24 protein-coding genes are annotated in these 25,955 nt (G+C 39.2%); 10 read left to right on the top strand and 14 right to left on the bottom strand.

Features of this window, described 5'->3' with window-relative positions; all coding sequences use genetic code 11:
• The first annotated feature begins 160 nt into the window (after positions 1-160).
• From SB775_RS05215 to SB775_RS05205, 3 genes are read left to right on the top strand one after another with little or no spacing between them, the layout of a single operon-like run.
• Complete coding sequence (locus SB775_RS05215; protein WP_410860753.1) at positions 161-1,339, top strand: GerAB/ArcD/ProY family transporter; 1,179 nt, start codon at positions 161-163, stop codon at positions 1,337-1,339.
• Positions 1,299-2,822, top strand: a complete 1,524-nt coding sequence (locus tag SB775_RS05210) for a spore germination protein (protein WP_410860751.1) — start codon at positions 1,299-1,301, stop codon at positions 2,820-2,822. The genes SB775_RS05215 and SB775_RS05210 overlap by 41 nt, the downstream gene beginning before the upstream one ends.
• Positions 2,819-4,006 carry a Ger(x)C family spore germination protein gene (locus SB775_RS05205; RefSeq protein WP_410860750.1) on the top strand — a complete coding sequence of 396 codons (1,188 nt, stop codon included), beginning with the start codon at positions 2,819-2,821 and terminating at the stop codon, positions 4,004-4,006. The genes SB775_RS05210 and SB775_RS05205 overlap by 4 nt, the downstream gene beginning before the upstream one ends.
• Before the next feature lie 33 nt (positions 4,007-4,039).
• Here SB775_RS05205 and fabI read toward each other — a convergent pair whose 3' ends face one another.
• Both fabI and mgtE read right to left on the bottom strand, forming a co-directional pair.
• Positions 4,040-4,813: an enoyl-ACP reductase FabI gene (fabI, locus tag SB775_RS05200; RefSeq protein ID WP_410860748.1), complete on the bottom strand. Its 774-nt coding sequence runs from the start codon at positions 4,811-4,813 to the stop codon at positions 4,040-4,042.
• Positions 4,814-4,948: 135 nt separating this feature from the next.
• Entirely contained in the window at positions 4,949-6,289 is a 1,341-nt protein-coding gene (gene mgtE / locus SB775_RS05195) for a magnesium transporter (protein WP_410860818.1), read from the bottom strand.
• 145 nt (positions 6,290-6,434) lie between these two features.
• Here mgtE and prpE point away from each other — a divergent pair, with 145 nt between their 5' ends.
• The gene (gene prpE / locus SB775_RS05190) at positions 6,435-7,178 is read left to right on the top strand and encodes a bis(5'-nucleosyl)-tetraphosphatase PrpE (RefSeq protein ID WP_410860746.1); all 744 of its coding nucleotides are present in this window, start codon (positions 6,435-6,437) and stop codon (positions 7,176-7,178) included.
• 91 nt (positions 7,179-7,269) lie between these two features.
• On the opposite strand, the gene SB775_RS05185 is transcribed toward prpE, so the two are convergent.
• The 3 genes from SB775_RS05185 to yjbM are packed head-to-tail and all read right to left on the bottom strand — an operon-like array spanning position 7,270 to position 9,663.
• Complete coding sequence (locus SB775_RS05185) at positions 7,270-8,184, bottom strand: RluA family pseudouridine synthase (protein ID WP_410860744.1); 915 nt, start codon at positions 8,182-8,184, stop codon at positions 7,270-7,272.
• Positions 8,185-8,201: 17 nt separating this feature from the next.
• On the bottom strand, positions 8,202-8,996 hold the full coding sequence (locus SB775_RS05180) for an NAD kinase (RefSeq protein ID WP_089363683.1): 795 nt from the start codon (positions 8,994-8,996) through the stop codon (positions 8,202-8,204).
• 46 nt (positions 8,997-9,042) lie between these two features.
• Positions 9,043-9,663, bottom strand: a complete 621-nt coding sequence (gene yjbM / locus SB775_RS05175) for a GTP diphosphokinase (protein ID WP_061462108.1) — start codon at positions 9,661-9,663, stop codon at positions 9,043-9,045.
• A 323-nt stretch (positions 9,664-9,986) separates the two neighbouring features.
• On the opposite strand from yjbM, the gene SB775_RS05170 reads away from it, so the two are divergent.
• The 4 genes from SB775_RS05170 (at position 9,987) to SB775_RS05155 (ending at position 12,773) form a co-directional block, all read left to right on the top strand.
• A complete protein-coding gene (locus SB775_RS05170) occupies positions 9,987-10,565 on the top strand; it encodes a CYTH domain-containing protein (RefSeq protein ID WP_089363682.1) in 579 nt (192 codons plus the stop codon).
• A 32-nt stretch (positions 10,566-10,597) separates the two neighbouring features.
• Positions 10,598-11,248: a lytic transglycosylase domain-containing protein gene (locus SB775_RS05165; protein WP_410860742.1), complete on the top strand. Its 651-nt coding sequence runs from the start codon at positions 10,598-10,600 to the stop codon at positions 11,246-11,248.
• Between the two features lie 233 nt (positions 11,249-11,481).
• On the top strand, positions 11,482-11,886 hold the full coding sequence (locus SB775_RS05160) for a globin domain-containing protein (RefSeq protein ID WP_061462105.1): 405 nt from the start codon (positions 11,482-11,484) through the stop codon (positions 11,884-11,886).
• Entirely contained in the window at positions 11,883-12,773 is an 891-nt protein-coding gene (locus tag SB775_RS05155; protein WP_081108725.1) for a ClpXP adapter SpxH family protein, read from the top strand. Before SB775_RS05160 ends, SB775_RS05155 begins: the two co-directional genes overlap by 4 nt.
• Before the next feature lie 1,038 nt (positions 12,774-13,811).
• On the opposite strand, the gene SB775_RS05150 is transcribed toward SB775_RS05155, so the two are convergent.
• The 7 genes from SB775_RS05150 to SB775_RS05120 all read right to left on the bottom strand — a co-directional run bounded on the left by SB775_RS05150 (position 13,812) and on the right by SB775_RS05120 (position 22,087).
• On the bottom strand, positions 13,812-14,012 hold the full coding sequence (locus tag SB775_RS05150) for a helix-turn-helix domain-containing protein (RefSeq protein ID WP_410860740.1): 201 nt from the start codon (positions 14,010-14,012) through the stop codon (positions 13,812-13,814).
• Positions 14,013-14,218: 206 nt separating this feature from the next.
• Positions 14,219-16,036, bottom strand: coding sequence for an oligoendopeptidase F (gene pepF, locus SB775_RS05145; protein ID WP_089363678.1), 1,818 nt, complete (start codon positions 16,034-16,036; stop codon positions 14,219-14,221).
• A gap of 178 nt (positions 16,037-16,214) precedes the next feature.
• Positions 16,215-17,426 carry a competence protein CoiA gene (locus tag SB775_RS05140; RefSeq protein WP_410860738.1) on the bottom strand — a complete coding sequence of 404 codons (1,212 nt, stop codon included), beginning with the start codon at positions 17,424-17,426 and terminating at the stop codon, positions 16,215-16,217.
• A gap of 100 nt (positions 17,427-17,526) precedes the next feature.
• A complete protein-coding gene (gene cls, locus SB775_RS05135; protein ID WP_410860736.1) occupies positions 17,527-19,035 on the bottom strand; it encodes a cardiolipin synthase in 1,509 nt (502 codons plus the stop codon).
• A 114-nt stretch (positions 19,036-19,149) separates the two neighbouring features.
• Complete coding sequence (gene mecA, locus SB775_RS05130) at positions 19,150-19,818, bottom strand: adaptor protein MecA (RefSeq protein WP_061462101.1); 669 nt, start codon at positions 19,816-19,818, stop codon at positions 19,150-19,152.
• A gap of 467 nt (positions 19,819-20,285) precedes the next feature.
• On the bottom strand, positions 20,286-20,681 hold the full coding sequence (gene spxA, locus SB775_RS05125) for a transcriptional regulator SpxA (RefSeq protein WP_061462100.1): 396 nt from the start codon (positions 20,679-20,681) through the stop codon (positions 20,286-20,288).
• Positions 20,682-21,505: 824 nt separating this feature from the next.
• Positions 21,506-22,087 carry a GNAT family N-acetyltransferase gene (locus SB775_RS05120; RefSeq protein WP_061462098.1) on the bottom strand — a complete coding sequence of 194 codons (582 nt, stop codon included), beginning with the start codon at positions 22,085-22,087 and terminating at the stop codon, positions 21,506-21,508.
• A gap of 98 nt (positions 22,088-22,185) precedes the next feature.
• On the opposite strand from SB775_RS05120, the gene SB775_RS05115 reads away from it, so the two are divergent.
• On the top strand, positions 22,186-22,374 hold the full coding sequence (locus SB775_RS05115) for a hypothetical protein (RefSeq protein ID WP_061462097.1): 189 nt from the start codon (positions 22,186-22,188) through the stop codon (positions 22,372-22,374).
• 56 nt (positions 22,375-22,430) lie between these two features.
• Here the strand turns inward: SB775_RS05115 and SB775_RS05110 are convergent, their stop codons facing one another.
• Positions 22,431-23,609 carry a putative glycoside hydrolase gene (locus SB775_RS05110; RefSeq protein WP_410860735.1) on the bottom strand — a complete coding sequence of 393 codons (1,179 nt, stop codon included), beginning with the start codon at positions 23,607-23,609 and terminating at the stop codon, positions 22,431-22,433.
• Positions 23,610-24,140: 531 nt separating this feature from the next.
• Here SB775_RS05110 and trpS point away from each other — a divergent pair.
• Positions 24,141-25,127 carry a tryptophan--tRNA ligase gene (gene trpS, locus SB775_RS05105; RefSeq protein WP_061462096.1) on the top strand — a complete coding sequence of 329 codons (987 nt, stop codon included), beginning with the start codon at positions 24,141-24,143 and terminating at the stop codon, positions 25,125-25,127.
• Positions 25,128-25,162: 35 nt separating this feature from the next.
• On the opposite strand, the gene SB775_RS05100 is transcribed toward trpS, so the two are convergent.
• Positions 25,163-25,918: a YjbA family protein gene (locus tag SB775_RS05100; protein WP_410860734.1), complete on the bottom strand. Its 756-nt coding sequence runs from the start codon at positions 25,916-25,918 to the stop codon at positions 25,163-25,165.
• Positions 25,919-25,955 lie beyond the last annotated feature (37 nt).

Genomic DNA, 25,955 nt, shown 5'->3' with positions numbered 1-25,955 from the left:
CCCTCCTTCTTTTTCACGAATAGGGTTGAATGCAGGTTTATACTGATTCTCACAAACTGTTTAATATCTACTCTATGTATCATTTATATGAAATTCACCCTTTTTTATGCTGGAGTTGTTAAATAATGACGGTAACTAATTTTGGATATGTTGGGGATTAATGGAGAAAACTAAAGATAATGATATGTTAAAAGGAGTAAATGAAGATGAAAAAAATGGAAAGATTTCAACCGTACAACTATCTTTAATCATGATGACGGCTGTCGGCTTGAAAAATCATGTAACGATCCTCCCGCACTTACTGCCAAGCGCAAAACGGGATGGATGGATTTCCGTTTTACTTGCTTTTGGATTGATAATGATTTGGTGTTTACTTTTATTTTACATCCATAAATCCACCGGTCAGACCAACATATTTGTATGGGTGGAAACGAATATTGGTAAAGCGCCAGGCAGAATGTTATCCATTGTCATAAGTATTTGTTTCGCTTCATTAGCTGCAGTTTCGTTGAAAGAGATGGTTGTATGGACAAAAGTATCCTACTTGCCCGTAACTCCACCGATTTTTGAAATAATCCTTTTTACGGGATTTTGCTTTTTCCTTGCCTCAACAAACATCCAAACGATTGCTATTACCAATACATTCGTATTATTTGCCGTAATCCTGTTTGGTTTTTTTGTGGCAATCGCAAATATTCAATTTAAAAATTATTCACTTTTGCAACCGATTCTTGAACATGGCTGGTCTCCTGTTTTCTCTGGGATGATCTATCCTTTGTCAGGGCTTATTGAGTTGATTGTCATACTTTTCATGCAACAAAAAGTTCATGGGAAAATAAAATATAAGGTATTTGCATTGAATACCATTATCCTTACTTGGCTTATCCTTGGCCCCCTTATTGGCTCCATTACCGAATTCGGTCCGCTTGAAGCTTCAAGACAAAAGTACCCTGCATTTGAGCAATGGGGATTGGTCACCTTGGGAAGGTTCATTGAACACCTTGACTTCTTATCCATTTATCAATGGTTAACCGGGGCATTCATACGAGTCTCCTTTTTACTGTTTTTATCGCTTGAAGTCCTATCAATAAAAAAACCGCTGAACAAAACGATATTGCTCATTGCCTATTCAGTGATGCTTATCGTTTCCAATTCATTCAGTTTCAGTGATGTCATATTATATTACATTATAAAAACAATTGTCTTGCCGGTTACATTCTGGTTCTTTTTAGCGTTTTCCATCCTTTTAAGTATTTTTGTTTTATTCAGTAATCGTAAAAAAAGGAGGTCCTCATCCGATGTTCAAAAAAACGCAAAAGCAACCGTCCAAACAGAATAGTAAAATTGAAAAATCAGAACATCTCATAATAAAAAGCGAAAACGATATAAAAGGAATTTTTCATAATTCAGAAGATGTATTCTTCCAAAGCAGTTTATATCGTGATGAGTCTCCGATTAAAATCACATTAATTGGATGTGACGGTCTTATCGATACTGAATTGTTAAATAATCTTGTATTTGAAAGGCTATCTTTATTTTTCGAAAAGCATCCAAGAGGAGCTTTAAAAATTGATGACATAAAGGACTCCCTTCATCTTCCTCACCTTGCCGATGTAAACACAAAGGAAGAGTTGTTCGCAGATATCTATTCTGGGAAATTATTGATTTACTTTGAAGGATACAACTATCTGGTGTCTACAAATATTGCTAATCGACCGCAGCGTACTCCCGAGGAAACAACTACAGAAGTAACGATAAAAGGGCCGAGAGATAATTTCATAGAAGATTTATCCATAAATGTCGCTTTAATACGAAAGCGAATGCGAACAAACTCCTTGAGTGTGAAATATTTCGAAGTGGGAAGGCGAACATTGACTAAAGTCGCCCTTTTATATATGGATGATATCTCTGATCCTGAAATGGTTCAAACTATCACTAAAAGTATTGAAGCAATTGATATAGATGGGATATATGGAGGAAATCAATTTATGGGGTTAATTGAAGGACAGCCCTCCCTTCTCTTTCCAAGGCATGACTACACCGGTAAACCGGATTTTGCCGTGCAATGCCTTTTAAAAGGCAGACTATTAATTCTGATTGATGGTGTAGCCTACACAATGATCACACCCACCAACCTATTTATTGTGTTAAAAGCATCTGAAGATCATGAGTATACGTCCATTTATGCTTCCTTCGAAAGGGCCCTTCGAATATTTGGCATTTTTATCGCTGCCCTTCTGCCAGGATTTTGGGTTGCATTAACCACCTTTCATCAGGATCAGCTCCCGCTGATTTTGTTGGCCACAGTTGTCGAATCAAGGAGGGGATTGCCATTACCAACCGCATTGGAAGCGATAACCATGGTGATCGTTTTTGAAGTGTTCAAAGAAGCAGGGATGCGTTTACCCACTTCAGTCGGACCGACATTAAGTGTATTGGGTGCTTTAATCATTGGGGATGCAGCCATTCGTTCCGGTTTGACAAGCCCTGCCATGCTTGTAGTGATTGCTGGTTCAGCTGTCGCTACTTACACACTCGTCAATCAATCCATCAATGGCGTCATCAGTTTAATAAGGCTCCTAGCCATTATTTCTGCTTCTTTTTTAGGACTTTTCGCATTTATACTGTTAGCACTGTTTCTTTGTGCATATGTAAGTAATATCCGAATATTGGGTGTTCCTTATATGGAAGTGACCGCCAACTTAAGCTTGTCCAATATCGTTAAAACTCTTTTTCAGATACCTCCCTCTTTGGATAAAAGACGCCCTCCCATCTTTTCTACAAAAGATCCGACGAGGAAAGGCGATGATGAACAAAAATGAAAAAGATCAAAAACATACTCATCCTATCGTGTTGTATTTCTATACTGTCAGGATGCTGGGATTCGAATGAACCTGAACGTCTCATTTATGCAAACGGTTTAGGAATCGATTACAAGAACGGGAAGGTCATTGTCTACCTTCAAATCATTAACATGAGAGGGTTAGCAAAATCCGAAGCAGGCGGTGACCCCAGTTCCTTTAGCTCAGCTGATGTTGGGAAGGCGTCCGGAAGCACATTGGACGAAGCCATATTTAATTTGTATCATACGGCTGACCGGCGTGTTTACTGGGGTCACATCTCTTTTGTGATTTTTTCGGAAGAAGCCATTAAAACGGGCGGCCTTAAGTATACCGCTGATTTTTTAGACCGCTACCGCGAAACACGCTACCGAATTTTCTTTTTCATGACTAAAGACTCAATTAAAGATGCGATGCTCATAAGTCCTATCGAAAATGTTTCCGTGGCTTTTTCAAAATTAAGTGACCCAGATGATAATTATAAACAAAGCTCTTTTATCCCGCCCATTAATTTAAGAGAGATAATTATTAATATTGATGAACCTGCTCATCAAGTGGCGATTCCACAACTTAAATTAACAGAACAATGGAACAGTCAGGAAAAAAAGAAGAAGGATTTATTAATGGAAACAGTCGCTATCATCTCAGAGAATAAAATCAAAGCAATTCTCCCAAAGAAGATGTTGAATGGCGGAAGATGGTTCAATAAAGATTTTGTTCGGGACAACCTAACCATTTTCCCAGAAACGAAAAATGACGTATTTGTTGTCATTTATGATAAAAAGAATAAAATTACACCCGTTATAGAAAAAAACGGAAAAGTGCGTTTTGACATTAAGATGAAAGTTAAAGCTAGTGTTGAAATGTTGATAAAAGGGGCAACACGTGATCAATATGAAAAAGAAATAAAACGTGCAATCAAAAAGGAAATAAAGACAACCTATCAATATACACAAAAAAGGGATATTGACCTTTTCCGGCTTTCTGAAAAACTCTATCGGGAGGATATTAAAGCTTGGAAGAAGGTTGAAACCAACGGGAGAATTCCATTGGAGGAAGACACACTCAGGTCAATCCAAATTGATGTGCAAATTCAAGATACTGGAAAGCACAGATTAACACCGATCTTTGAAGGGCAGAGAGACAAAGGATGGGAAAACCAATAAAAAAAGGGGGACATAGAAGCCCCCTTTTTATTGTCATCCGATTATATGATAACCCGAATCCACATGGATATTTTCCCCGGTAACTCCGCGGGACATGTCACTTAATAAAAATACCGCAGTATCCCCTACTTCTTCCGGAGTCGTTGTACGGCGGAGCGGTGCTTCTTCTTCAATCTTCTTCAAGATTGTATTGAAGTCCCGGATACCTTTAGCGGATAACGTACGGATTGGACCAGCTGAGATTGCATTCACTCGAATGTTATCTTTACCAAGATCATTTGATAGGTAACGGACATTGGCTTCAAGTGACGCCTTAGCCACTCCCATTACATTATAATTTGGCATGACACGTTCACCGCCAAGATACGTCATCGTGACAATGCTGCCACCTTCCGTCATGATTTCTTTCGCAGCTTTAGCTACAGCGGTTAAAGAGAAAGAACTGATATTATGGGCAAGCAAGAACCCTTCACGGCTCGTGTTGAGGAACTCTCCGTCAAGTTCCTCCTTGTTGGCAAATGCGATACTGTGTGCCACGCCATGAATGATACCTGTTTCTTCCTTAATCGTCGCAAAACATTTTTCAATGCTTTCATCCTTCGTTACATCACATTGTATAATGGCGGAAGGCTTCCCTTCCAATGTAGAAGATAGTTCCCTAACGCTTTTTTCTGTACGATCTTTTCCGTAGGTGAATATCAGCTTTGCACCTGCCTTATGTAAGGAACGGGCAACTCCCCATGCAATACTTCTTTTATTCGCTACACCCATTATGACAAACGTTTTTCCCTCTAATGAAAAAGTCATCGTATGTGACCTCCTAATTTTAATACAAGTTATTAGTACCTGCTACTAATGACAGTATACCAAATTTCCTCTGATAAAAACACCGTTTTCTGAAGTCCCTTTGGAATATCGCTTCCCCAAAAGGCCTGCTTTAACTTATAGTAAATAACCCATGAATAATGTAGCTAATCCAAAATAAATCAGAACACTGATAATGTCATTGATAGTTGTAATGAATGGTCCTGAGGCTACCGCCGGGTCAATCTTCATTTTATGCATGAGGAGCGGTACAAGCGATCCCGCGAGTGTGGCAACTATTAAAGTAATGAAAATCGATATTCCAACCAATAAACCCAGCATTAGATCACCTTGCCAAATATATACAATGAAAATGATGGCTGTTCCACATGTCAGGCCAGTGATGAGGCCAGTCCCCGCCTCCCGCATGACGAGCTTCCACTTGCTTGCCTGCTCCAATTCCCCTGTTGCAATTCCCCGTACCGCCACGGCCAATGCTTGTGTTCCTGTATTGCCAGCCATGCCGCCAATCAATGGAATAAATACAGCCAGGATCGCTTTTTGGCTAAGTGTCTCCTCGAAACGACCAATAAGGCTAGCGGTCAATAAGCCTAAGAACAAGAGAATGATCAACCATGGCAACCGTTTTTTTGCAGCAGAAAAGGGACTCTTATCAACATGATCGAGATCTGGTACACCCGCTAATTTAGAATAATCATCGGATGCCTCTTCATCCATGACATCAATGATATCATCAACTGTAATGATCCCTAACAAATGGTTTTGAAAATCGACGACTGGCACGGCAAGGAAATTATAGTCCCTTATTTTACGCGCAACCTCTTCCTGGTCTTCAGATACAGGTACGGATACTACCCGGTCATCCATTAGATCACCAATTAAAGCATCTTCTTCAGCTATGATCAATGTCCTGAGCGATAAGACACCAAGAAGTTTCTTATCCTGATCGGTAACGAACACATAATATATCGTCTCCGCTTGCGGAGCTTCCCTTTTTAAGATCTGCATGGCTGATCGAGCCGTTTCGTTTGCTTCAATGGCGATGAACTCTGTCGTCATGATGCTTCCCGCTGTATACTCTTCATAGTTTAGAAGCTCTTGGATTTCACTTGCCGCTTCATCATCCATGATGGTCAAATAGCTGACGGCCTGCTCATCATTGATTTCATTTAGGACGTCAGCCGCGTCATCTGCATACATATGGGAAAGCATATCAGCTACGTAAGAAGGATTCATTTCAGCCAGCAGGCTTTCGAAATCCTCTTTATCTATTTCTATATTTTCAAAAAGGCCAGCCATTTCTTCCGGTGACAAATATCTATATACGACGGATCTGAATTCATCTGACAAGCTTGTATAAAATTGGGCTTGATCATATGGATGCATTTCAAGGAACTCCGTACGGAACTGATCCAGATTTTCCGTTTTAAGCGCTTCAAGCAAAAGCCCGTTATTCATTTGAACACGTTCCCTTTCCTTCATCTCCTCCATAACCTGCACCTCCTAAAACATATTTTTTCATTTCCTCGTTTATATTTTATTTTTTTAAATAATACTATACTAATACCATAAACATATACAAAACAAACAAAGGGTGTGTCAAATGAACATCGATATCATAGGGGACATTCATGGATGTTTCGCCGAATTCAAGCAACTGACGGAAAAAATGGGCTATACATGGGATACTGGGATTCCTGTCCATCCCTCTGGAAGGGTTCTCGGCTTTGTAGGGGATTTAACCGATCGCGGCCCTAATTCCCTTCAAGTAATCGAGGTTGTCCATGAATTAGTCATTAACCAAAATATTGCAAGGTATGCCCCAGGAAACCATTGCAATAAATTGTATCGTTATTTTTCAGGCAATAAAGTTCAAATATCACATGGTTTAGAGACTACAGTAGCTGAATATGAATCCCTAAACATTCGGGAGCAGAAGAAAATCCGAAAAAAATTCATGGATCTGTATGAACGTTCCCCACTATATCAACTTATTGATGATGGACGACTGATCATTGCCCATGCGGGAATTCGCAGTGATTATATTGGCCAATATAGCAGTAAGGTAAAAACCTTTGTCCTCTACGGTGATATCAATGGCTCCAAACATCCAGATGGGTCTCCGGTCAGGAAGGACTGGGCTCAATCCTACAAAGGGGAAAAGTGGATCGTGTATGGTCATACACCAGTCTCTGAAGCAAGACGAGTCAATCATACTTACAATATTGATACAGGCTGCGTCTTCGGTGGAAAACTAACAGCTGTCCGTTATCCTGAAATGGATCTTCAAGAGGTGCCTTCAACCATGCCATATATAGCGGAAAAATTCAGGACATCTTTTGATTAACCAAAAAAACTCGCCATCTTGGTGAGTTTTTTTGCGTCTATGGATTTTTGCTAAAATCTTGTTTTCGGCTTGATGCGGGCCGGTTATAAAATCAGGAATCCCGGCCTATACTTCCCTCGAGCAATCGGGTCATATCTTCAGGTAGCTCTTCTTGAAACAACATCATCTTCTTTGTGAAAGGATGTAAAAATTTCAATTCAAAACAATGAAGGGCCTGGCGAGAGATATCCCTCCTGCTCCCTCCATATAAATCATCACCAGCCAATGGATGACCAATATGGGCCATATGGACCCTTATTTGATGTGTCCTCCCTGTTTGGAGTTCCAAATTGAGGAATGTGTGCGACCCAGTGTGTGCCAATACCTTAAATAGAGTACAGGCATACCGGCCATCGTCCCTGACTTCCCGTTCAATGATGCTGGTCGACTTTCTGCCAATTGGCGCAACTATCTCCCCTTCAGGTCCATCAACGAGTCCTTCGGCTATGGCTTGGTATCTCCGTTTAACCTTTCCTGATTTTTGTTGTTCACTTAAAAGGTGATGGATATGCCGATGCTTGGCAATTAAAACCAACCCCGATGTGTCGCGGTCAAGCCTTGTAACAATATGGATCGTTGCCTGTATTCCCTTCTTCTTATAATATCCCGCCAAGCCATTGGCCAGACTGCCGTTGGGATGCTCTCGGGAAGGAATGGTATTCATGGAAGAAGGCTTGGCCACCACCAATACAAATTCATCTTCATACCTGACATTCAGGGGGATGGGTTCTGGCAAAAGGCCTTCACTTGCCTGCTCCGGCGGAAATATGACGGTGATGATGTCGCCGGTTTCAATCCGTTCCCTTACGGTTACTTCTTCACCGTTCAACTGGATATATCCACCTTTAAACTTAATATCCGTTAATGCTCGTTTTGAAATATCGCATTTGCTGAGAAACTCTCGCAATAAAGAGCCAGAATCCTCTTCAAAAACCGACCAGGTCAAAGAAAAGTTTTGATTTGACATAAGGTGAGTCTATCTCCTTAATTAGCAATAAATGAATCATGCACTCTTTTCCAGAAAGGAAAAGGGCGGAATCTGGCAAATCGGATCTTTTCATCTGCAACTCGGCACTGTATCGACTTGACGTCTTCTTGAAGCAGGGTCAAATGATCGATCGTAATTTGAAAATTGACAGCATTGACCGGCCGGAACATACATGTATGATGTGCCGGCAGCAGCAGAGGAGATCCGACCGTCCTAAACACCCGGTTATTAATGGATGCCAATTCGGTAATCTGAATGGCATCGATTGATGGATGGACGATGGCTCCACCAAGCGCCTTATTATAAGCCGTACTTCCAGATGGCGTCGCAATGCATAGACCATCTCCACGGAACGTCTCAAAATGCTGGCCGCGTATCTCAACATCCATGACAAGCGTCCCTTCAACACTTTTGACTGTCGATTCATTCAAAGCCAAAAATCTGGTTTCGCGTCCTCCATGCTGATAACGGACGATTGTTTCGAGCAGTGGATACTCCACTACTTGAAATGGGGTTTTTGCTAAAGCTATCACTAATTTTTCAATTTCATCAGGGGTCCAATCTGCATAAAAACCAAGATGTCCTGTATGTACACCAACAAAGGCGGTTTTGTCCAATCTATTACTATAACGGTGAAATGCATATAATAATGTGCCATCACCACCGACAGAAATGACAATATCCGGCTGCTCTTCGTCATATTCCAAATGAAAGTCCTGAAGATACGTTCGCATCCTTTGCATTAAAGTATTCGATTTCGCATCTCCTTTTGACGTAATCGCAAATTTCATGTAATCCCACCTTACAATTTAGATTTCTTTTTGTTCATTTATACGTTTAAGAATCTTTCTTCCTGGAAAAAAGACGCTGTGCTTCCTGGATTTCCGTACGGATTTGCGACATCTCTGCATCAAGCAGGAAGGCGGCTTCAGCTGCGCGTTTTAGCCGCAGTTGAATATCTTCCGGAAAAATGCCTTTATATTTATAATTTAAAGAATGTTCAATCGTAGCCCAAAAGTTCATCGCAAGTGTCCTGATTTGAATTTCGGCAAGTATATTTTTTTCGCCATGGATCGTCTGGACCGGATAGCGGATGACAACATGATAAGAACGGTAGCCGCTTGCTTTTTTATGGGAAATATAATTCCTCTCCTCGACTATCTCAAAGTCATTGCGACCTCGTAAAAGTTCAACTACCTGTTCGATATCATCCACGAACTGGCACATCATGCGAAGTCCTGCAATATCCTGAATTTCGGTTCCCAATTTATCAATGGCAATATCCTTCTGACTCGCCTTATCCAAAATACTGACAATCGGCTTTACCCTGCCTGTTACAAATTCGATCGGTGAGTGAATATTCTCTCTCTCAAACTGTTTCCTTAATCCCTTTAGCTTAACCTTTAATTCTTCGACAGCCTGAGTATAAGGCGCCAAGAAATCGTCCCAACTCTCCATTGCCACACCACCTATATCTATCTAAAAAGCGTCTGTTCAACTCTGGTATGGGCAGAACGCTCTCCTATATCCAGCAGTCCTATGACATACTGCCAATTCACCACTGGATCCTATTGAATCTTTCTCTAAAAACAAAAAGTATGTATTAATTTCTCTATAATCGGTAATTCACTTCCCGTGTTCAACGTTTTTATTTTATCATATCCTGCAATTGATTCCTAAATATTCAAGTACAATAGCAAAAAATTATTGTATTCAATTTGACAGCTTGAATGGTTCTTATATGATTAACCTAAGATATTTAGTCAGAAAGGAAGGGACACATGAGCCAGCATATTGAAATTGAGTTTAAAAACCTTTTGAAAGAAAACGAATTTCGACAACTGATCAATTATTTTCATATCGGGACATCGAACTTTAAATCACAGAAAAATCATTACTTCGATACATTCGAATTCCATTTGAAAAATCTGGAGTCTGCGCTTAGGATCCGGGAGAAAAACGGCTGTTACGAGCTAACTTTAAAACAGCCTGCTCCAGAAGGATTATTGGAAACGAATCAAGATATCTCTAAAGAAACCGCTTATGCGTTTCTGAATCAAAACATTTTCCCTGAAGGGGAGATCCAGCAGCTTATCATTGAATGCGGAGTTAATCCAAAGGATTTTACCTGTTTTGGGACATTAAAGACCGACCGTTATGAATTCCCTTACAAGGAGGGTTTACTTGTTTTAGATCATAGTTCATATATGAATCAGGAAGATTTCGAGCTTGAATATGAAGTGACGGATGCAAAAGCCGGTAAAGAAAATTTCCTGACTCTCCTTGAAACCCTTCAAATTCCGGAAAGAGAAACCGAAAATAAAGTTAAGAGGTTTTATCGCGCCAAATTCCAGGAATAATCCTGTTTGAACCATATTCGGAGGTGGGAAATTTGATAATCCAAGATTTCAAGACTTTTATGGAATTGCAGGCAATCCAGCAATTCACAAATGGAAACATCCCTAAAACTGTTTCATCTCGATCCGTTTTCCAGGACATGCTGTCGGAACTGGTTTCGGGTGATGCTCTTGAAGGCAATTCACAGACATTGGGTTCCTTATTAGCCAATGTGGAAACGGAAACGACGTCCTTTCTTCAATCCAGCAGACTGACATCCAGTAACCAGATAGCTGCTGCCCATACTAACGATGAGACTTGCGAAGCCGTCACAAATTACGATCAAATCATCAGCCAGGCGGCCAGCTTGTATAATCTCCCGGAAAAACTGATTAAGTCGGTCATTAAACAAGAATCGAACTTTAACCCTGAAGCAACCAGTTATGCTGGTGCAACTGGCCTTATGCAGTTAATGCCCGCAACTGCAAGGAGCCTGGGAGTTGATGATGCAACCGACCCTGAACAAAACATCATGGGCGGGAGTAAATATTTAAGTCAAATGATGGCCCGTTATGACGGGGACATCCAGGTTGCCCTTGCTGCTTATAATGCCGGACCAGGAAACGTAGATAAATATAATGGAATTCCGCCCTTTAAAGAAACTCAGAAATATGTCCAAAAAGTATATGGCACATTTTCAAGCTAATGAAAGCTGACCCTGATATTTTTGATGGGTCAGTTTTTTTCATATGTGTACATTTATTTCTTATCCAAAACCGCACAAAAGTTTAAGTCCCCAAAAGCGGTCTTTTCCGTTCATTCCCCTGTGTCATACTACAGATGTGAAATTTTCTTCAAGCTATATATTTGTTATATCAGTACGTCATTGATAAAATATGTATAAACATCAACCATCTTTCAATAAAAGGAGTAATCAACATGATGCAAGGGAACCCTACACCATATGAATTAATTGGAGAAGGGCAATTACACAGGTTAATTGATGTGTTTTACTCCAACGTTAGTCAACACCCGGATCTACTGCCGATTTTCCCTGACGATTTAACAGAAACGGTCCGTAAACAAAAACAATTTATGACTCAATATTTAGGTGGTCCCTCTTTATATACTGAAGAACATGGCCATCCTATGTTGCGGGCTCGACATATACCTTTTGAAATTACGCCAGAACGAGCGAAGGCATGGCTCTCATGCATGTATCAAGCTATGGACGAAGTGGGCCTTGAGGGTGAAATAAGAGAGTTTTTCTATCACCGCCTTTTTTTGACGGCACAGCATATGATCAATACATCCGGTACTGATGGGAAAGGAGAAGACAGTTGAGCGCACATAAACCAGTTTTCAATATTTCCGATTGGATCAAGACGCAGCATTGCTATGATATAGGAAAAAAGCCAATTGAAATTTATGTTTTTGTTGATCCGCTTTGTCCCGAATGCTGGGGCTTGGAACCAATTATTAGAAAATTACAGATAGAATATGGCCAATTATTCAGTTTACGCCATGTTTTAAGCGGTAAAATCGATTCTCTTAATATGGGGAAAAATAAAAATTATGAAAACCTTGCTCATGTTTGGGAAAAGACAGCCAGCCGCTCGGGAATGTCCTGTGATGGTAGCCTTTGGTCTGAAAACCCAATCTCTTCTCCATATACAGCTTCCATCGCAATAAAAGCAGCGGAATTGCAGGGCCGTAAATTGGCCATTCGCTTTTTAAGGCAGCTTCAAGAATATGTATTCATTGGGAAAAAGGATATATCCAATATCGAGGTCTTGACCGAGTGTGCCAAAACGGTTGAACTGGATGTGGAGGAATTCCTTGATGACATCAATTCTTCCAGTGCAGCCAAAGGTTTTCAATGTGACTTGAAAATAACCAGCGAAATGGAAGTGACTGAAATACCTTCCCTTGTCTTTTTCAATCAAAATATTGAAGAAGAGGGAATAAAGGTTTCGGGTGTCTATTCTTACGAGGTATATGTTCAAATTTTAGAAGATATGCTTAATGGTCTTCCCGCCCCTGCAAAACCACCCTCTATCGAAGAGTTTTTAAGCTGTTTCAAACTGGTGGCCACCAAGGAAATAGAAACGGTTTATAATATGAATAAGAATAACGTCGAGTTGGAAATGAAGAAACTTGTTTTAAAACAGTTGGCAGAAAAAATTCCGGCTAAATACGGGACGTTTTGGAGATATACAAAGAAGCAGTAATGTTTTGACTGCTTCTTTGCTATTCAAAAAAAAGGGAAAAACCATGCAAATCAAATAATTGCATGGTTTTTATTATAAGAAATAAGGGGATGGGAGAAATTTTTTTCACGATCAAACAAAGGGGTAAATGTTTGTTTGTGATTTATTTCACAATAAATAATATAACAGATAATCCATTTATGTTTCAACTATATGTATTACTTTTCACAAATTGTTCATAATATATACTTTTCTATTATCATTATCCCTTAGGTGTATTGTAAAATAAGAGCGTCTTTTTAATTTAAAGGTTTATTGCTATCTTCTTTCTGATTGATTTCTGATATGTAAGGATATACATTAAATTGTGAAAAACATCACATTTTAATGCATATCCTTTTCAAACATTTGTCACTTTTTTTACAACTGGCCTCATTTCACTTCAACAACATGAAAAAACCCCAGCAAATCGCGAAATTTGTTGGGGTTTTCATCTATTTATACGAAAAAGGGGATGGGAGAAATTTCACGACGAACAAACAAAGGGGTATATGTTTGGGATGTGATAACTTCTTATCTGTACTATATCAGATTATACACATTAATTGCAAGAACTTTGTGCGCATTTTCACATTATTGTCATATTCTTAGAATACTGCTTATTCTAAAACATAAAATCTAATAAAGGAGCAGATGACCATATACTGCTGTCAGGTTGGAGGTGACCAAATTGAAAGGCTTTATTCTACTCATACTCTTAATAGGGTCGCTATTCGTCCAGCTACTCGGTATCATGCACCTCATTCCTCTGTATTTCACCTCCCCAATTTTATTTTTTGTTTTCTTCATTATTCTTCACAGCTTAAATCAAAGAAATCGTTTTAAAGGATTATAACGGATATTCATATAAGAGAAAAAGGGACCAAAACTGAAGTAAACCCAAAAAGTTAGACATTTATTTAATTAGGCAGTCTTGAGGAGCAAGAACCCGGTAATCTACCGGGTTCTTGAACTAAGGCTCTCAACTAAATATGCATTCTCTGGACGTCAACGTTCATTTCAGCCTGTAAACCCTCTAATGAATCCTTCTACTGGTATTTTCTTCGTTTCTTTTTTCATGGATGGACGCCCCTTTTTATTCGGTTCAAGATCTTCAACCCCGTTCTCCTCAAATTGCTTTAGCCACTTATCCATAGTATAGGGAGAAGCAATATTATACACAGCACCCACTTGGGTATTAGTCACTCCAAAATCGTTCATATAGTTTTACTACATCCATCTTCATATCATAATTGGTATTAAATTGGTTGGCGACAGGTCTAAATGAGTCAACTCCTTCTAAATAAGCAAGGACAGCTTTTAATTATAACTCTAAAGAATATTTTGTCATAAAAAATAGCACCCCAATTGTTAGATGGTGTCTAACAATTGGGGTGCAGTTCAGCCGCTCGGGTCCCTTTCGAATCCTATTTATTCAAAAGCTCTTCCAACTCATTTAATTTCTCTTCGAATACATTCATGGCTTCTTGTACAGGCTCGGCTTTTGTCATATCGACCCCTGCCTTTTTTAGTACTTCAATCGGATAATCAGAACTTCCTGATTTCAGGAACTCCAGATACCTTTTGACAGCGGGCTCTCCTTCTTCAAGGATTTGCTTGCTTAATGCTGTTGCTGCACTTATTCCAGTCGCATATTGATAAACATAGTAATTATAGTAGAAATGTGGAATACGTGCCCATTCCAAACCGATTTCTTCATCAATTGTCACATTCTCACCAAAGTATTTCTTGTTCAGCTCATAATATTCCTTAGTTAACATATCGGCTGTCAACGCTTCCCCATTTTGAGCTTTTAAATGTATGGAATGTTCAAACTCCGCAAACATCGTTTGGCGGAACAATGTTCCACGGAAACCTTCTAGATAATGATTCAATAAATAGATGCGCTTCTTTTCATCCTCGATTTTATTTAGTAAGTAATCATTCAGCAGGTTTTCATTACAAGTCGAGGCAACTTCCGCTACGAATATAGAATAATTACCGTATGGGTAAGGCTGATATTTACGCGTATAGTAGCTATGGACCGAATGCCCGAACTCATGAACGAGCGTGAATAAGTTATTGACGTTATTTTGCCAGTTCATTAAAATATATGGATTCGTCCCGTATGTACCAGAAGAATAGGCACCGCTTCGTTTCCCTTTGTTTTCATGGACATCGACCCAACGGTTTTCAAATCCCTCTTTCAAAACATTCAAATAGTCCTCCCCAAGCGGAGCAAGCCCCTTTAGGACATAATCTTTGGCCTCCTCATATGTCACTTCCATCTTCACTTCTTTAACAAGCGGAGTGAATAGATCATACATATGAAGTTCTTCCAATCCTAGTACTTTTTTACGTAAATCAAGATAACGGTGCAGTAACGGCAAGCTGTCATTGACTGTTTTAACGAGATTATCGTATACTGTCTCCGGAATGTTATTGCTACTTAACGCCGCTTGGCGTGCTGAATCATATTTTCGGACTGTGGCATTGAAATTATGGTTTTTCACCTCACCTGACAGGGTTGAAGCAAATGTATTACGGAACTCACCATACTTGCTGTATACCCCTTTAAATGCCTCCTCACGTACACGGCGATCTTCACTCTCAAGAAAACTGATATACCTTCCATGAGTTATTTCCACTTCATTTCCCTCTTCATCCTTGATGGTCGGGAATTTCAAATCAGCATTGTTAAGCATACCGAAAGTATTGCCTGATGCATCGAGTACTTCTGAAGCTTGTGCCAATAATTCTTCCTGCTCGGCAGATAGGATATGGGGTCTCTGAAGATTGATTTCCTCTAATGAATGTTTATATAATTTCAATTCTTCTTTTTCTTCCAAAAACCCTTCCACTTTGCTTTCATCAATACTCAATAGCTCAGGAACCATATATGAAAACGCAGCCGCTGCCTGGGCGTATAAAGCTTTTGCCCGATCTTCCATCCCTTGATAAAAAGGATTGGTTGTATCTTGGTCATTGCGCATATGTGAATAAGAATAAACTTTCCCTAGCTTCTCAAATACTTCATCTTGGAGTTGAAGAGCCGAAAATAACTTTTCTGCGCTTTCGCCCAAAGTCCCTTTATGTCCCTCCGCTTTCTTGAGATCTTCTTTTACTGCTTTGAAAGCAGCTTCCCAATCTTCTTCGGTGGCGAAGATATCTTCCAGTCTCCAAGTATCTTCCGCAGCTATTTCACTTCTTGAGGGTAATGCATTCACTTTTGTTTCTTGTGCCATTAAAATTCCTCTCCATTCTATAGAAAACTCGCCATTCAGCTAACAATCACCAAACCGGACCAATGCTTCAAACAGCTTCATGCTTCCTTAAAGATTTTAAATCCTCGTTCCTATTACTATTTCTCCATTAACAAAAATAATCCTGCCAATTCATCTGAATTCAAGATAAATAGAGATGTTATCCACGATTATACTGGATATTCCCCTTTTCCATCATCAATTTATGCTTATCATAGAAATTTTTTTCCATCATTTGACCGTGGTCACTGGTGAAGGGAATGGAAAATGCCTTTTCAACTTTAAATACCCCCTCTTCCTCCTTTGAAATGTAACCCAATTTCTCTAATAGCTTGATATATTGATCTAAAGGATATTCCACGGGTTTTTCATGAAGCAATGGTAACGGTCTGAACTTTATTTCCCCCTTTTTTGAACGCTTCTTAAAAAAGTGGATAATATCAGCCATAGAAATCTTTTCCCCAGGTTTTTTCTCTTGAAACACATCCATGTAAAACCATGCCTGCCATTCAATCGGGGAAGTTTCGATCAACAGCATCCCTCTGACAGGAACACCCACTTCAATGGGAATTGCCGCAGGTGTAATATGATGTAAATAGAGCCCTTCGAAAAAAGGATCGCTTCTCCGTGCAGTTTTCACACGATGAAGGGTCCAGTCTTTTCGTTTGTTTCTCCACTCAGGCAGAAAAGGGAAATGGAAGCAGTTTTGGGGCAATGCCCGACTAGGGGGTAGGAGCGTTAAAGACGCAGTCGTCAATTCGGCAAAGACGGTTCTAGGGGTAAAAGGAGTGAGGTTCTTCAATACTGATAAATGATTAGTTTCCGGACAATACATCCAAAGAAACGGATGGTGGTAACTGCCGGTGACGAAGAGCCATTGAAATCCGGATAAACTGAATTCATACATGCTTTTCCTTTTTAGGTGTTTTGCAGCGAGGACCCAAATTGGTATGATGCCTACGCTTTGATAGGCTCTTGTCCGTTCAATGAATTCAATCTCCGGAATAACTGAGCATTGAAATTCTATTGCATAGCGATTACCTCCTATCGTAGCTAAGATATCAGCCCTTTTCTTGATTTCGGGCAGGTAGGCTTCTAGATCCACTTGATAACCGTGTGATGAAAACCACTGAAACAATTTTCTTTTTCCCATTAAATGATAGGCGGATTCCGGTTCTGAAGAAGCACGGCATGAAGAATTATTTTTATGGGCGAAATGCGGGACCCTGACGTTTCCTGCTTTAATGGACATTTCCATCTTGCAGCACGGACAATAATAATCTGTTGACTTCCTCCATTCAGCAAGCAAGTTTGCCGGTATCTTTTCAGGAAGGGTAATCCAAGTCCCATCACTCTTTATCGCAGTTAACATACATCTCCTCCTCACCCCCACTACATTCGCTTGCATAGCAATGGATTCCTTTTAATTTTCAAAAAAAAAATGCCTGATCGGCATAAAGGAAAAGTAATATCTAAAGAAGGGGGGAAAGCAATCGGCAAGTGGATTCCAACACTTTCAATCCGAAATTCCGTTTGGAAAACGCATTGATTTCCACTTCTTGGGATACCTTTATATCTTCCAAAAAATCATTTACCAGCTGTTGTGTACTTTCCGTCCGGTAGAGAAAGGCATTGACTTCGAAATTCAAGTGAAAGCTTCTCATATCCATATTGGTTGTCCCAATTGAGGCCATTTGGTCATCAACGATGATGATTTTACTATGCATGAATCCTTCATTGTATTGGAATATACGAACTCCCGAAGTAAGCAATTCGGGAAAATAGGTTCTCGAAGCATGAAATACAATTCGCTTATCTGGGTTCTTTGGGACGAGAAGCCTGACATCCAAACCACTTAAAGCAGCTACCTTCAATGCTTGAAGGATATCGTCGTCAGGAACGAAATAGGGAGATGCAATCCAGACAGACTTTTCTGCTGAGGTAATCATCTTAAAAAAAATGCTCTTGATGATCGTCCACTCACTATCCGGCCCTCCGCCAATCAATTGAACTCCGCCATGCCCATCATGGATCGGCATGCCGGTCAGGAGGTATTCATCCGTTAAAAAGCTATTATTGGTGCTATAATACCAATCCTGCAGAAATATGAGCTGTAGAGTCCTGACCGCTTCCCCCTTTACGAGAAGATGCGTATCACGCCAAGAACCGAATTTCGGATCATGTCCCAGATATTCATCCCCAATATTGAGGCCACCCATGAAACCGACAGAGCCATCTATCACAATTATTTTACGGTGGTTACGAAAGTTGAATTTATTATTTAATAAAGGGAGCTGCAACGGACCAAAGGCGACCATTTCGACTCCAGCATCCTTCAGTTCATCGATATAGGAGCGAGCGAGCTTCCAAGAACCAACCGCATCATAGAGAAAACGGACCACTACTCCTTCTTTTACTTTTTGTATCAAGACATCCTTTAGAATACCGCCAATGCGGTCATCCCTAACTATATAATATTCTAAATGAATATGATGTCTGGCTTTTTTTAATTCTTCGATGATATTAGAAAAAGTTTCCTTACCATTCCTTAAAATCCGGGTTTCGGTCGTAAATGAAATAGGACTATTCCCTAGCCTATTTGCAAGCTTGAATAACTGCTGTGAGTTTTCTTCCATTTCCTTAATTCGATCATTATATTCCGCCTCTCCGCTTATTTTCACGAAACTTTGCTTATCCAAAAAGTACTTCTTGCGAAATATCCTCTCTTTCCGATAATTATGGCCAAACAAAAAGTAAAAAATGAAACCGATGAATGGGAAAGCGCCAAACATAAGAAGCCATGTTATGGTCTGGATGGGATCCCGATTTTCCAGGAAAATGGCTGATCCAATTATCACCAAGAACAGGGACATTATAAGACTGGAGTAAAATTCCAGCCTACCATCGATTTCATTTATCAGAAAATACCAAGGGCCGACCAACAAGAGAATTAGCAGACTTATGCCAACTATATTCTTCACCTGGACTACCTCCAATTAACAAACACAGGCACATTTAAAAACCTCCCTGCCTAAGGTAAAAACTTTTATTCTTGGACGAAAAGGCCGATTTCTACTGAAATCGGCCTCAACAGTCTATGCGAAATATTTATCGACCGTTGTGAATACATCATTTTCGATGACTATTTTCCCGTACTCTTCAAGCATGTGCACCGTTATTGGTGACTCCTGACTATATTCCAATAAGAGGCTTAACACATTATCGATTTCTTCCTCGTCTATTTCCGCCTCGGAAAACTCGATATAAAGATAATATTTATTTTGATAAACATAAAGTTTTGTCGTCCAGTCATCCAAGCCATGACGCTTGCTTAATGAAATGACATCTTCAAAATCCTCGAATGTCGTGATGAATTCAATCATACCATCTTCGAATGTTATACCGCTTTCTTCATCCTTACCATGAAAATGTTGATCAAGAAGGGTATCCATCTTATCTGATACATTCAATTCCTTAAACTTATCATCTGAAAGAGGCAGCTCGAGTTTCTGACCATCTTTGGCAAGCTGGGCTTTTGTGACCAAAACCTCCAAGCCTTTTTCAAGGGCTTGAACTTGAATCCATAAAGGTCCTTCAATCATGAATTCTTCTTCTTGATGCACTTCATCCATCATTTCCCAAAAAAGTTCCTCACTTCTCTCACGACTGTACCAAATCTCTTCGCGATCGAAGCCTCTTTCCTCAATATCTATATAGGAAATATAAAATTTAACTGTATCGTCATTAATGCGTTCGATTTCCATGATTCCCCTCTCCCTTCCTTTCTCATTTTGAAGGGATAATAACCCCCAAGCGAAAATTGCTCTTAAAAGCTCTTTACCCGTAAGTGAATACTGTAAATCATGATAGTCATTAAAACATACTATTTTACATCATTTTATGACAAAACCTTGAAGAAGGGAAATAAAAAACATTACTTATCTAAAAAACAATTGTTTGCCTAATATTCCATTCATTCTATAAAATAATTCATCCGTATGCAACTATCACAATGCATGCTTTAATTTTAATCTTACCGCCGTTTATGCCTTATTATATACATGCGATGGTTAATTGCATTCTTATTTTATCTTTAAATGATGAAAGGCTATAGGGACTTGCTTGAGATGCCAAACATCCCTGTCGCCCATGGATCTAAAATTGGACGAAAAATCGGTTTTGTATAAAGAAAAAGCCCTGCACAATTCCTGGCAGAGCTTGAAAGACATTATTAGTTGACCATACGTTGCGCTTCCCGTAACTGGAAGGTTCGGACTTTACGTGGTAAAAAGCGTCTTATCTCATCTTCGTTATAACCTACTTGAAGCCGTTTCTCGTCAAGGATAATTGGACGTCTCAACAATCCCGGGTTTTCCTTGATCAATTTATATAATTCTTGAAGAGGCAGGCTCTCTAAATTTACGTTTAACTTTTGGAAAGTTTTAGACCGTGTTGAAATGATTTCATCGGTTCCATCTTCTGTCATTCGAAGAATTTCTTTAATTTCATCAATTGACAACGGTTCAGAAAAAATGTTTCTTTCTTTATATCCAATCTCATGTTCCTCTAACCATGCTTTTGCTTTTCTGCATGAAGTACAACTAGGTGATGTATATAATGTTACCATGTTTACTCACACTCCCTAAATATAGAATCGGTGATCTATGAGGGGAAATCTACTATTAGTATTCATAAGTACCACTCTAATTTGAAATAATTTTAAATAAGTATTTCATATTCTTTATTATACACTAATTCATTTAAAATGAATACCCTTTTTGATATTTGAAAAAATCCTTTTAAACTTCTTGTTTAGCCTGTACTATAGCTATTTCGTTTTTTTATGTAATACATTGAAATCACTTTTTCTAATTGAAAATACCTACCTACCATTCTCATTTAACTCTCAATTCAGCCCTCATGATTTTTTCAATTTGCTCGTTACTTTTATTTACCCCCAATCCTTGTCAATAAACAAGATCATGTTAATATATTTTCTTTAATAAAAAGCAAATTCCTCCTTTTACAAGAAAAACCATTCTTTTAGCACATATAATACCAAAAGTGAAAAAGGGAATTCAAAAGAATCGGCAAGTAGGGAACAAACTACCATCCAGAAGTTATAGATATTCATTTTCCTTCAATGTACAGGTGAACAACCGGCACTTTCATACTGTAGCATATCAAAAAAAAGCCAGTTTCCTCTGTTTTTTTCTTTAAAAAAGGTTCCAGTTGATTTCAGAAATTCGCTCCTGCCGACTAACTGCCAAGCCTCATCAAAGCAAGCATCTGCGGGGTCTCGGCAAGCCAGTTATTCGACAGGAGTGTCGCAAATTTCAAGCGCAAAAATACATGAAGGATAACCAAGTCTTGTTTTAAAATTACGGTTCGGGGTGAGACACTTCCGAACTTATCGACAAAATGAAAGGGCCGCAAAACCGGCCCTCTTTCTCAGACTTCCATCTCTTTAAAAATATCCGTTTCCTGACCAGCATTCAAGCTTAGTACATCCTCTACATCCTGATAAGACTTTCCATAAAGGTCGTCATCTTTGTAGGTATGGATTTCAGAATAAATCTCTTTCATGAAATCAAAAACGTCTTCTTCTTCAACAGATGGATTTGCCGGCCAATATAAGATTTCCATTGGAGTATTCTCTTTGGTGGCAAGCGATTTTCTGCTGTAGGAAATCGAAGAAGCATGCTTGAATCCTTCCCTTTTATAAAATCTCAGCCTTTTAAATGTATCATCATCATTTTCTTGAACTGGTTCGACTTCCAGCAAAATCGTTTTCTGCTTTTTTTGCAATTTCTGGATCAATTTCCTTCCTAATCCCTGCCCCCTTGATTTCTTTGATACAAATAGGTAATCAACGAATATAAACTCTTCCCCTTCCACATACAATAAAACATGGTCGGGACCTTCATCCTTTATATATATTTCCTGCTTATCTTCTAAGAGAACTTCAATATGTTCTTTAGACTTCATTTCTTCAATGGGGAAATACTGGTTTAGTTTTTCATACCAATTCATGATTTAATCTCCTCTTTTGCTAGTTTATTCTTTCCAGATTTTCTCTTATCCACTACAATGGAACTTAAATAGCTTTAAAACAATATTGGGGGGGTTGGATGTTCAGTTACTTTATTGACTTTGTTTTAGTTGCAGCTTGCGTTATTGGCATCACTGCCGTGAATGGCGTTGTGACGAATGGTATTGGCGAAAAATGGTTTGGAGGGAAACGTCACTCTCATATTTTCGATCAATCGAGACGAATTCAGTCAGGGTGGAATCAAGTTGGCGGGAATAAAAAGCGGTAATTTTAGAAAAAAATCGGATGACCGGAAGGATATTCCTTAAGGCCATCCCCTTTTTTTCATGGGGTATAATCCACTCCCTTTGTATATCGATTTGCTGCATTCCATAATAAATATTCATCAATCCCATTATCATTTAACGCTTTTATTTGGGCTTCCACTTCTTTCTTGCCATACCTTTGGTAATTCCCTTCTCCTAAATACGAAGCAGTAAAATCTTGAAGCCAAGGTCTTGAAGTTGGCGGGGTTTTTAATTCCTTCAGCTTCCCATTTTCCAATTTCGCATATTCCTTAACGAGATTATAGGGCTCCAAATCAGGCTTATCGATACCAAAATAAGATGTCCAATGACTTGGATAGATCATTGAGGAAATAACATCCACGTTCTCAGAGATTTTAGTGAAGTTCTGTCCAATTCCGGGAGCTTCAGGTAACGTAGCCGCATATCCAAAAATATCCACCGACACTTCCACACCATATGGCTCCAGTTGTTTCTTCGCATAACTTACAAAGTCCGTCACTGCCTGAACCCTTTTAGCTGAATGACTCACTTTCGCTTCATCATACTCACCGATATCATATTTCAAATCATTTTCTTTATTTTCGAATCCTTCGGGAAAACGGACATAGTCAAATTGAATTTCTTTAAAACCCATTTTTGCCGCTTCAATGGCAATACCGACATTATAATCCCAAACCTCTTTTAAGAATGGGTTAACGAAGGCTTCACCTCGACCATTCTTCCATACCTCTTCGCCATCTAAAAATGACAATTCAGGCTTCTCTTTAGCCAGAAGTGAGTCTTTAAAGACAACTACCCTTGCAATCGGATAAATCTGCTTATCCTCTAATTTTTTCAGCATTGCCTTAGGATTCTTTATGTAGTCTTTACCAATCCCGGCATATGGAGAATCGGGATTTTTGGTCTTATACGTTACGTTCCCCCAATCATCCTTAATATCAATGACCATCGCATTCAAATCGGTTTCATCTACATATTTAATAAGTTCATTCAATTTATTGCCACCCGCTGCAGGCCCTGTCACATATATTCCACGCACAGCATCCGGATAGGCGAATTTCAACCCCGAATCAAAAACAAAACGCGGTGCATTCACAGGCAGTTCTTTATTTTCTAATGCTACCTGCCTGGTTTCGTTCATGTCCTGTGCATGAACTGGCTGTTGAATCAGGAATATGCACATACCTGTCATCAACCATTTACTTCTTTGTTTCATTTCCTCCACCTCATTCGCTATCAGTCATCAATATTCAATAAATAAAAATAGACCCCTTTCTTTAATACCACAACCATTTAACTTTACTCCTATATATTATAAATAATTAAAAAAACTCTGCCATAAATAAACACACTTGAATGCAAACACGTTTCCAACACGTATTCCCATGAATGTATCTTTCCCTAAAATCGCCTGCTCAAGGTGAAATATATAAAACGGTTTTATTTACCTTGATGCTTTCATTGATCGATACAAACAGACGGAAAATCCGTTCCAATGGCGTTATTGCCGTTTCGATTATACATTTAATATGAATAAATGCTAAAATACAGTTATAGTGGACAATTCGTATTCTCAGAATGGCATCGATACAGGACAAAACGGCCTTCCACGAGATTTAAATGAGCGTTCCCCTTTCAAGGCGCACATTTCTTTCAAAGAAAGTGGATTCATTTTCTATTTATCCTTACAATAATGAAGAGCGAATATCCATTGATCAATAAACGCATTTAGAGGAGTGACTAGCAGTTGAAAAGGATTTTCTCCGGCATACAGCCATCCGGTTCCGTTACTTTAGGAAATTACATCGGAGCCATGAAACAATTCGTTAACTTACAAAATGAATATGAATGTTTCTTTTGTATTGTTGACCAGCATGCAATTACAGTTCCACAAGATCGCCTTAAATTAAGGAAAAACATTAAAACATTGGCCGCTTTATATTTGGCCATTGGCCTCGATCCAGAAAAGAATACAATCTTCATTCAATCAGAGGTACCTGCGCATGCTCAGGCAGGCTGGATTTTACAGAGTATTTCCTATATTGGTGAACTTGAGCGAATGACACAATTTAAAGATAAATCAGCTGGCAAAGAGGGGGTTTCTGCAGCATTGCTTACATACCCGCCGCTGATGGCAGCCGATATTCTCCTTTATAGTACGGATGTAGTTCCTGTTGGGGAAGATCAAAGACAGCATCTTGAATTGACTCGCGATTTGGCTGAACGGTTCAATAGAAAGCACAATGATATTTTCAAAATCCCGGAAATCAGCCTCCCTACAGAAGGGGCACGTATCATGTCCCTACAAGAACCAACCAAGAAAATGAGCAAATCGGACCCTAACAAAAAGGCAACGATTGCCTTATTGGATGATCCGAAGCAAATCGAAAAAAATATCAAGAGCGCCGTTACCGATTCCGAAGGCATTGTCCGTTACGATAAGGAAAACAAAGCAGGTGTTTCCAACCTGATGTCCATATACTCCATCTTCAGTGGGAAAACCTATTCAGAAATTGAAGAGATGTATGAAGGTAAAGGTTATGGTGACTTTAAAAGTGATTTGGCTGAAGTGGTTCTTGGGGAAATCCTGCCAATCCAGGAACGCTATCATGAATTGATCGATTCACCAGAATTGGATGAAATTCTTGACCGCGGTGCAGAAAAAGCGAACATTGAAGCCAATAAGATGATTAGAAAAATGTATAATGGCATGGGACTTGGCAGAAAGAGATAAAAAAAAGACGATCCTCATCGGATCGTCTTTTTTGTTCATAATATCGATGGGCTATCGCCAGCCTCCACTTGCCAAAGCTTTTCAAAAAAAGGCTGCCCCTTCACCAAGTTTTCACAAAGTTGAAGGTGCTTCTCTGACCAGCCTTCCTTCATTTCTTCATATAATTCAAGCCATGCTATCTGAAAATCCATTTCTTGAATGCTTTCATATTTTTCAGGAGCCCATTCTGTATACCAATAGCGGATTTCAGGAGTGTTTTTCGCCGTGAATAATTGGTCCATGGCCATGAATAGTAATTGCTTAAGCTGTCTTTCTTTTCTTGTCAACCCATTCATGAATAAGGGAGACGGCGATAAAATATGATATTCTTTCTCAGATGTAGGTTTTTCAGCAAAGGTGTAATCCATCTCATCATGGTTTTCTATCATGTCATAAACAATTTGTTCCTGCCGGGGAATTATTCTACTTTTCCTAATCGGAATATGATAACCTATCGTATCAACAGCTAAAATCCCATTTCCATCAGTCACGATAAAACAATAGTCAAGCTGAATTCGTTCATGATTTTTCCTTGCATATGCTTTTTGATACACATCATTCAGCAATGGCTTAGGTAATTCTGACAAGTCGTTTTCTATGTAGTGGAACAATGTTGATGACACTTTCAACAAAGGAACTTGATCTAGTAGCTCGATCCCATCATCCTTCCTCCATTCATGAAAATGACAAATATTATAGCCGTTTTCTTCTCCTTCAAACCAGTTAACCCATACATCATGAAGATATAACATCATTCATCCCTCACTTAAACAAATTTCTGTTTGTCAA

Source organism: Peribacillus sp. SIMBA_075 (assembly GCF_046534585.1).
Note: the sequence above shows the minus strand (reverse complement) of the source record. Positions and strands in the feature narration are given on the sequence as shown.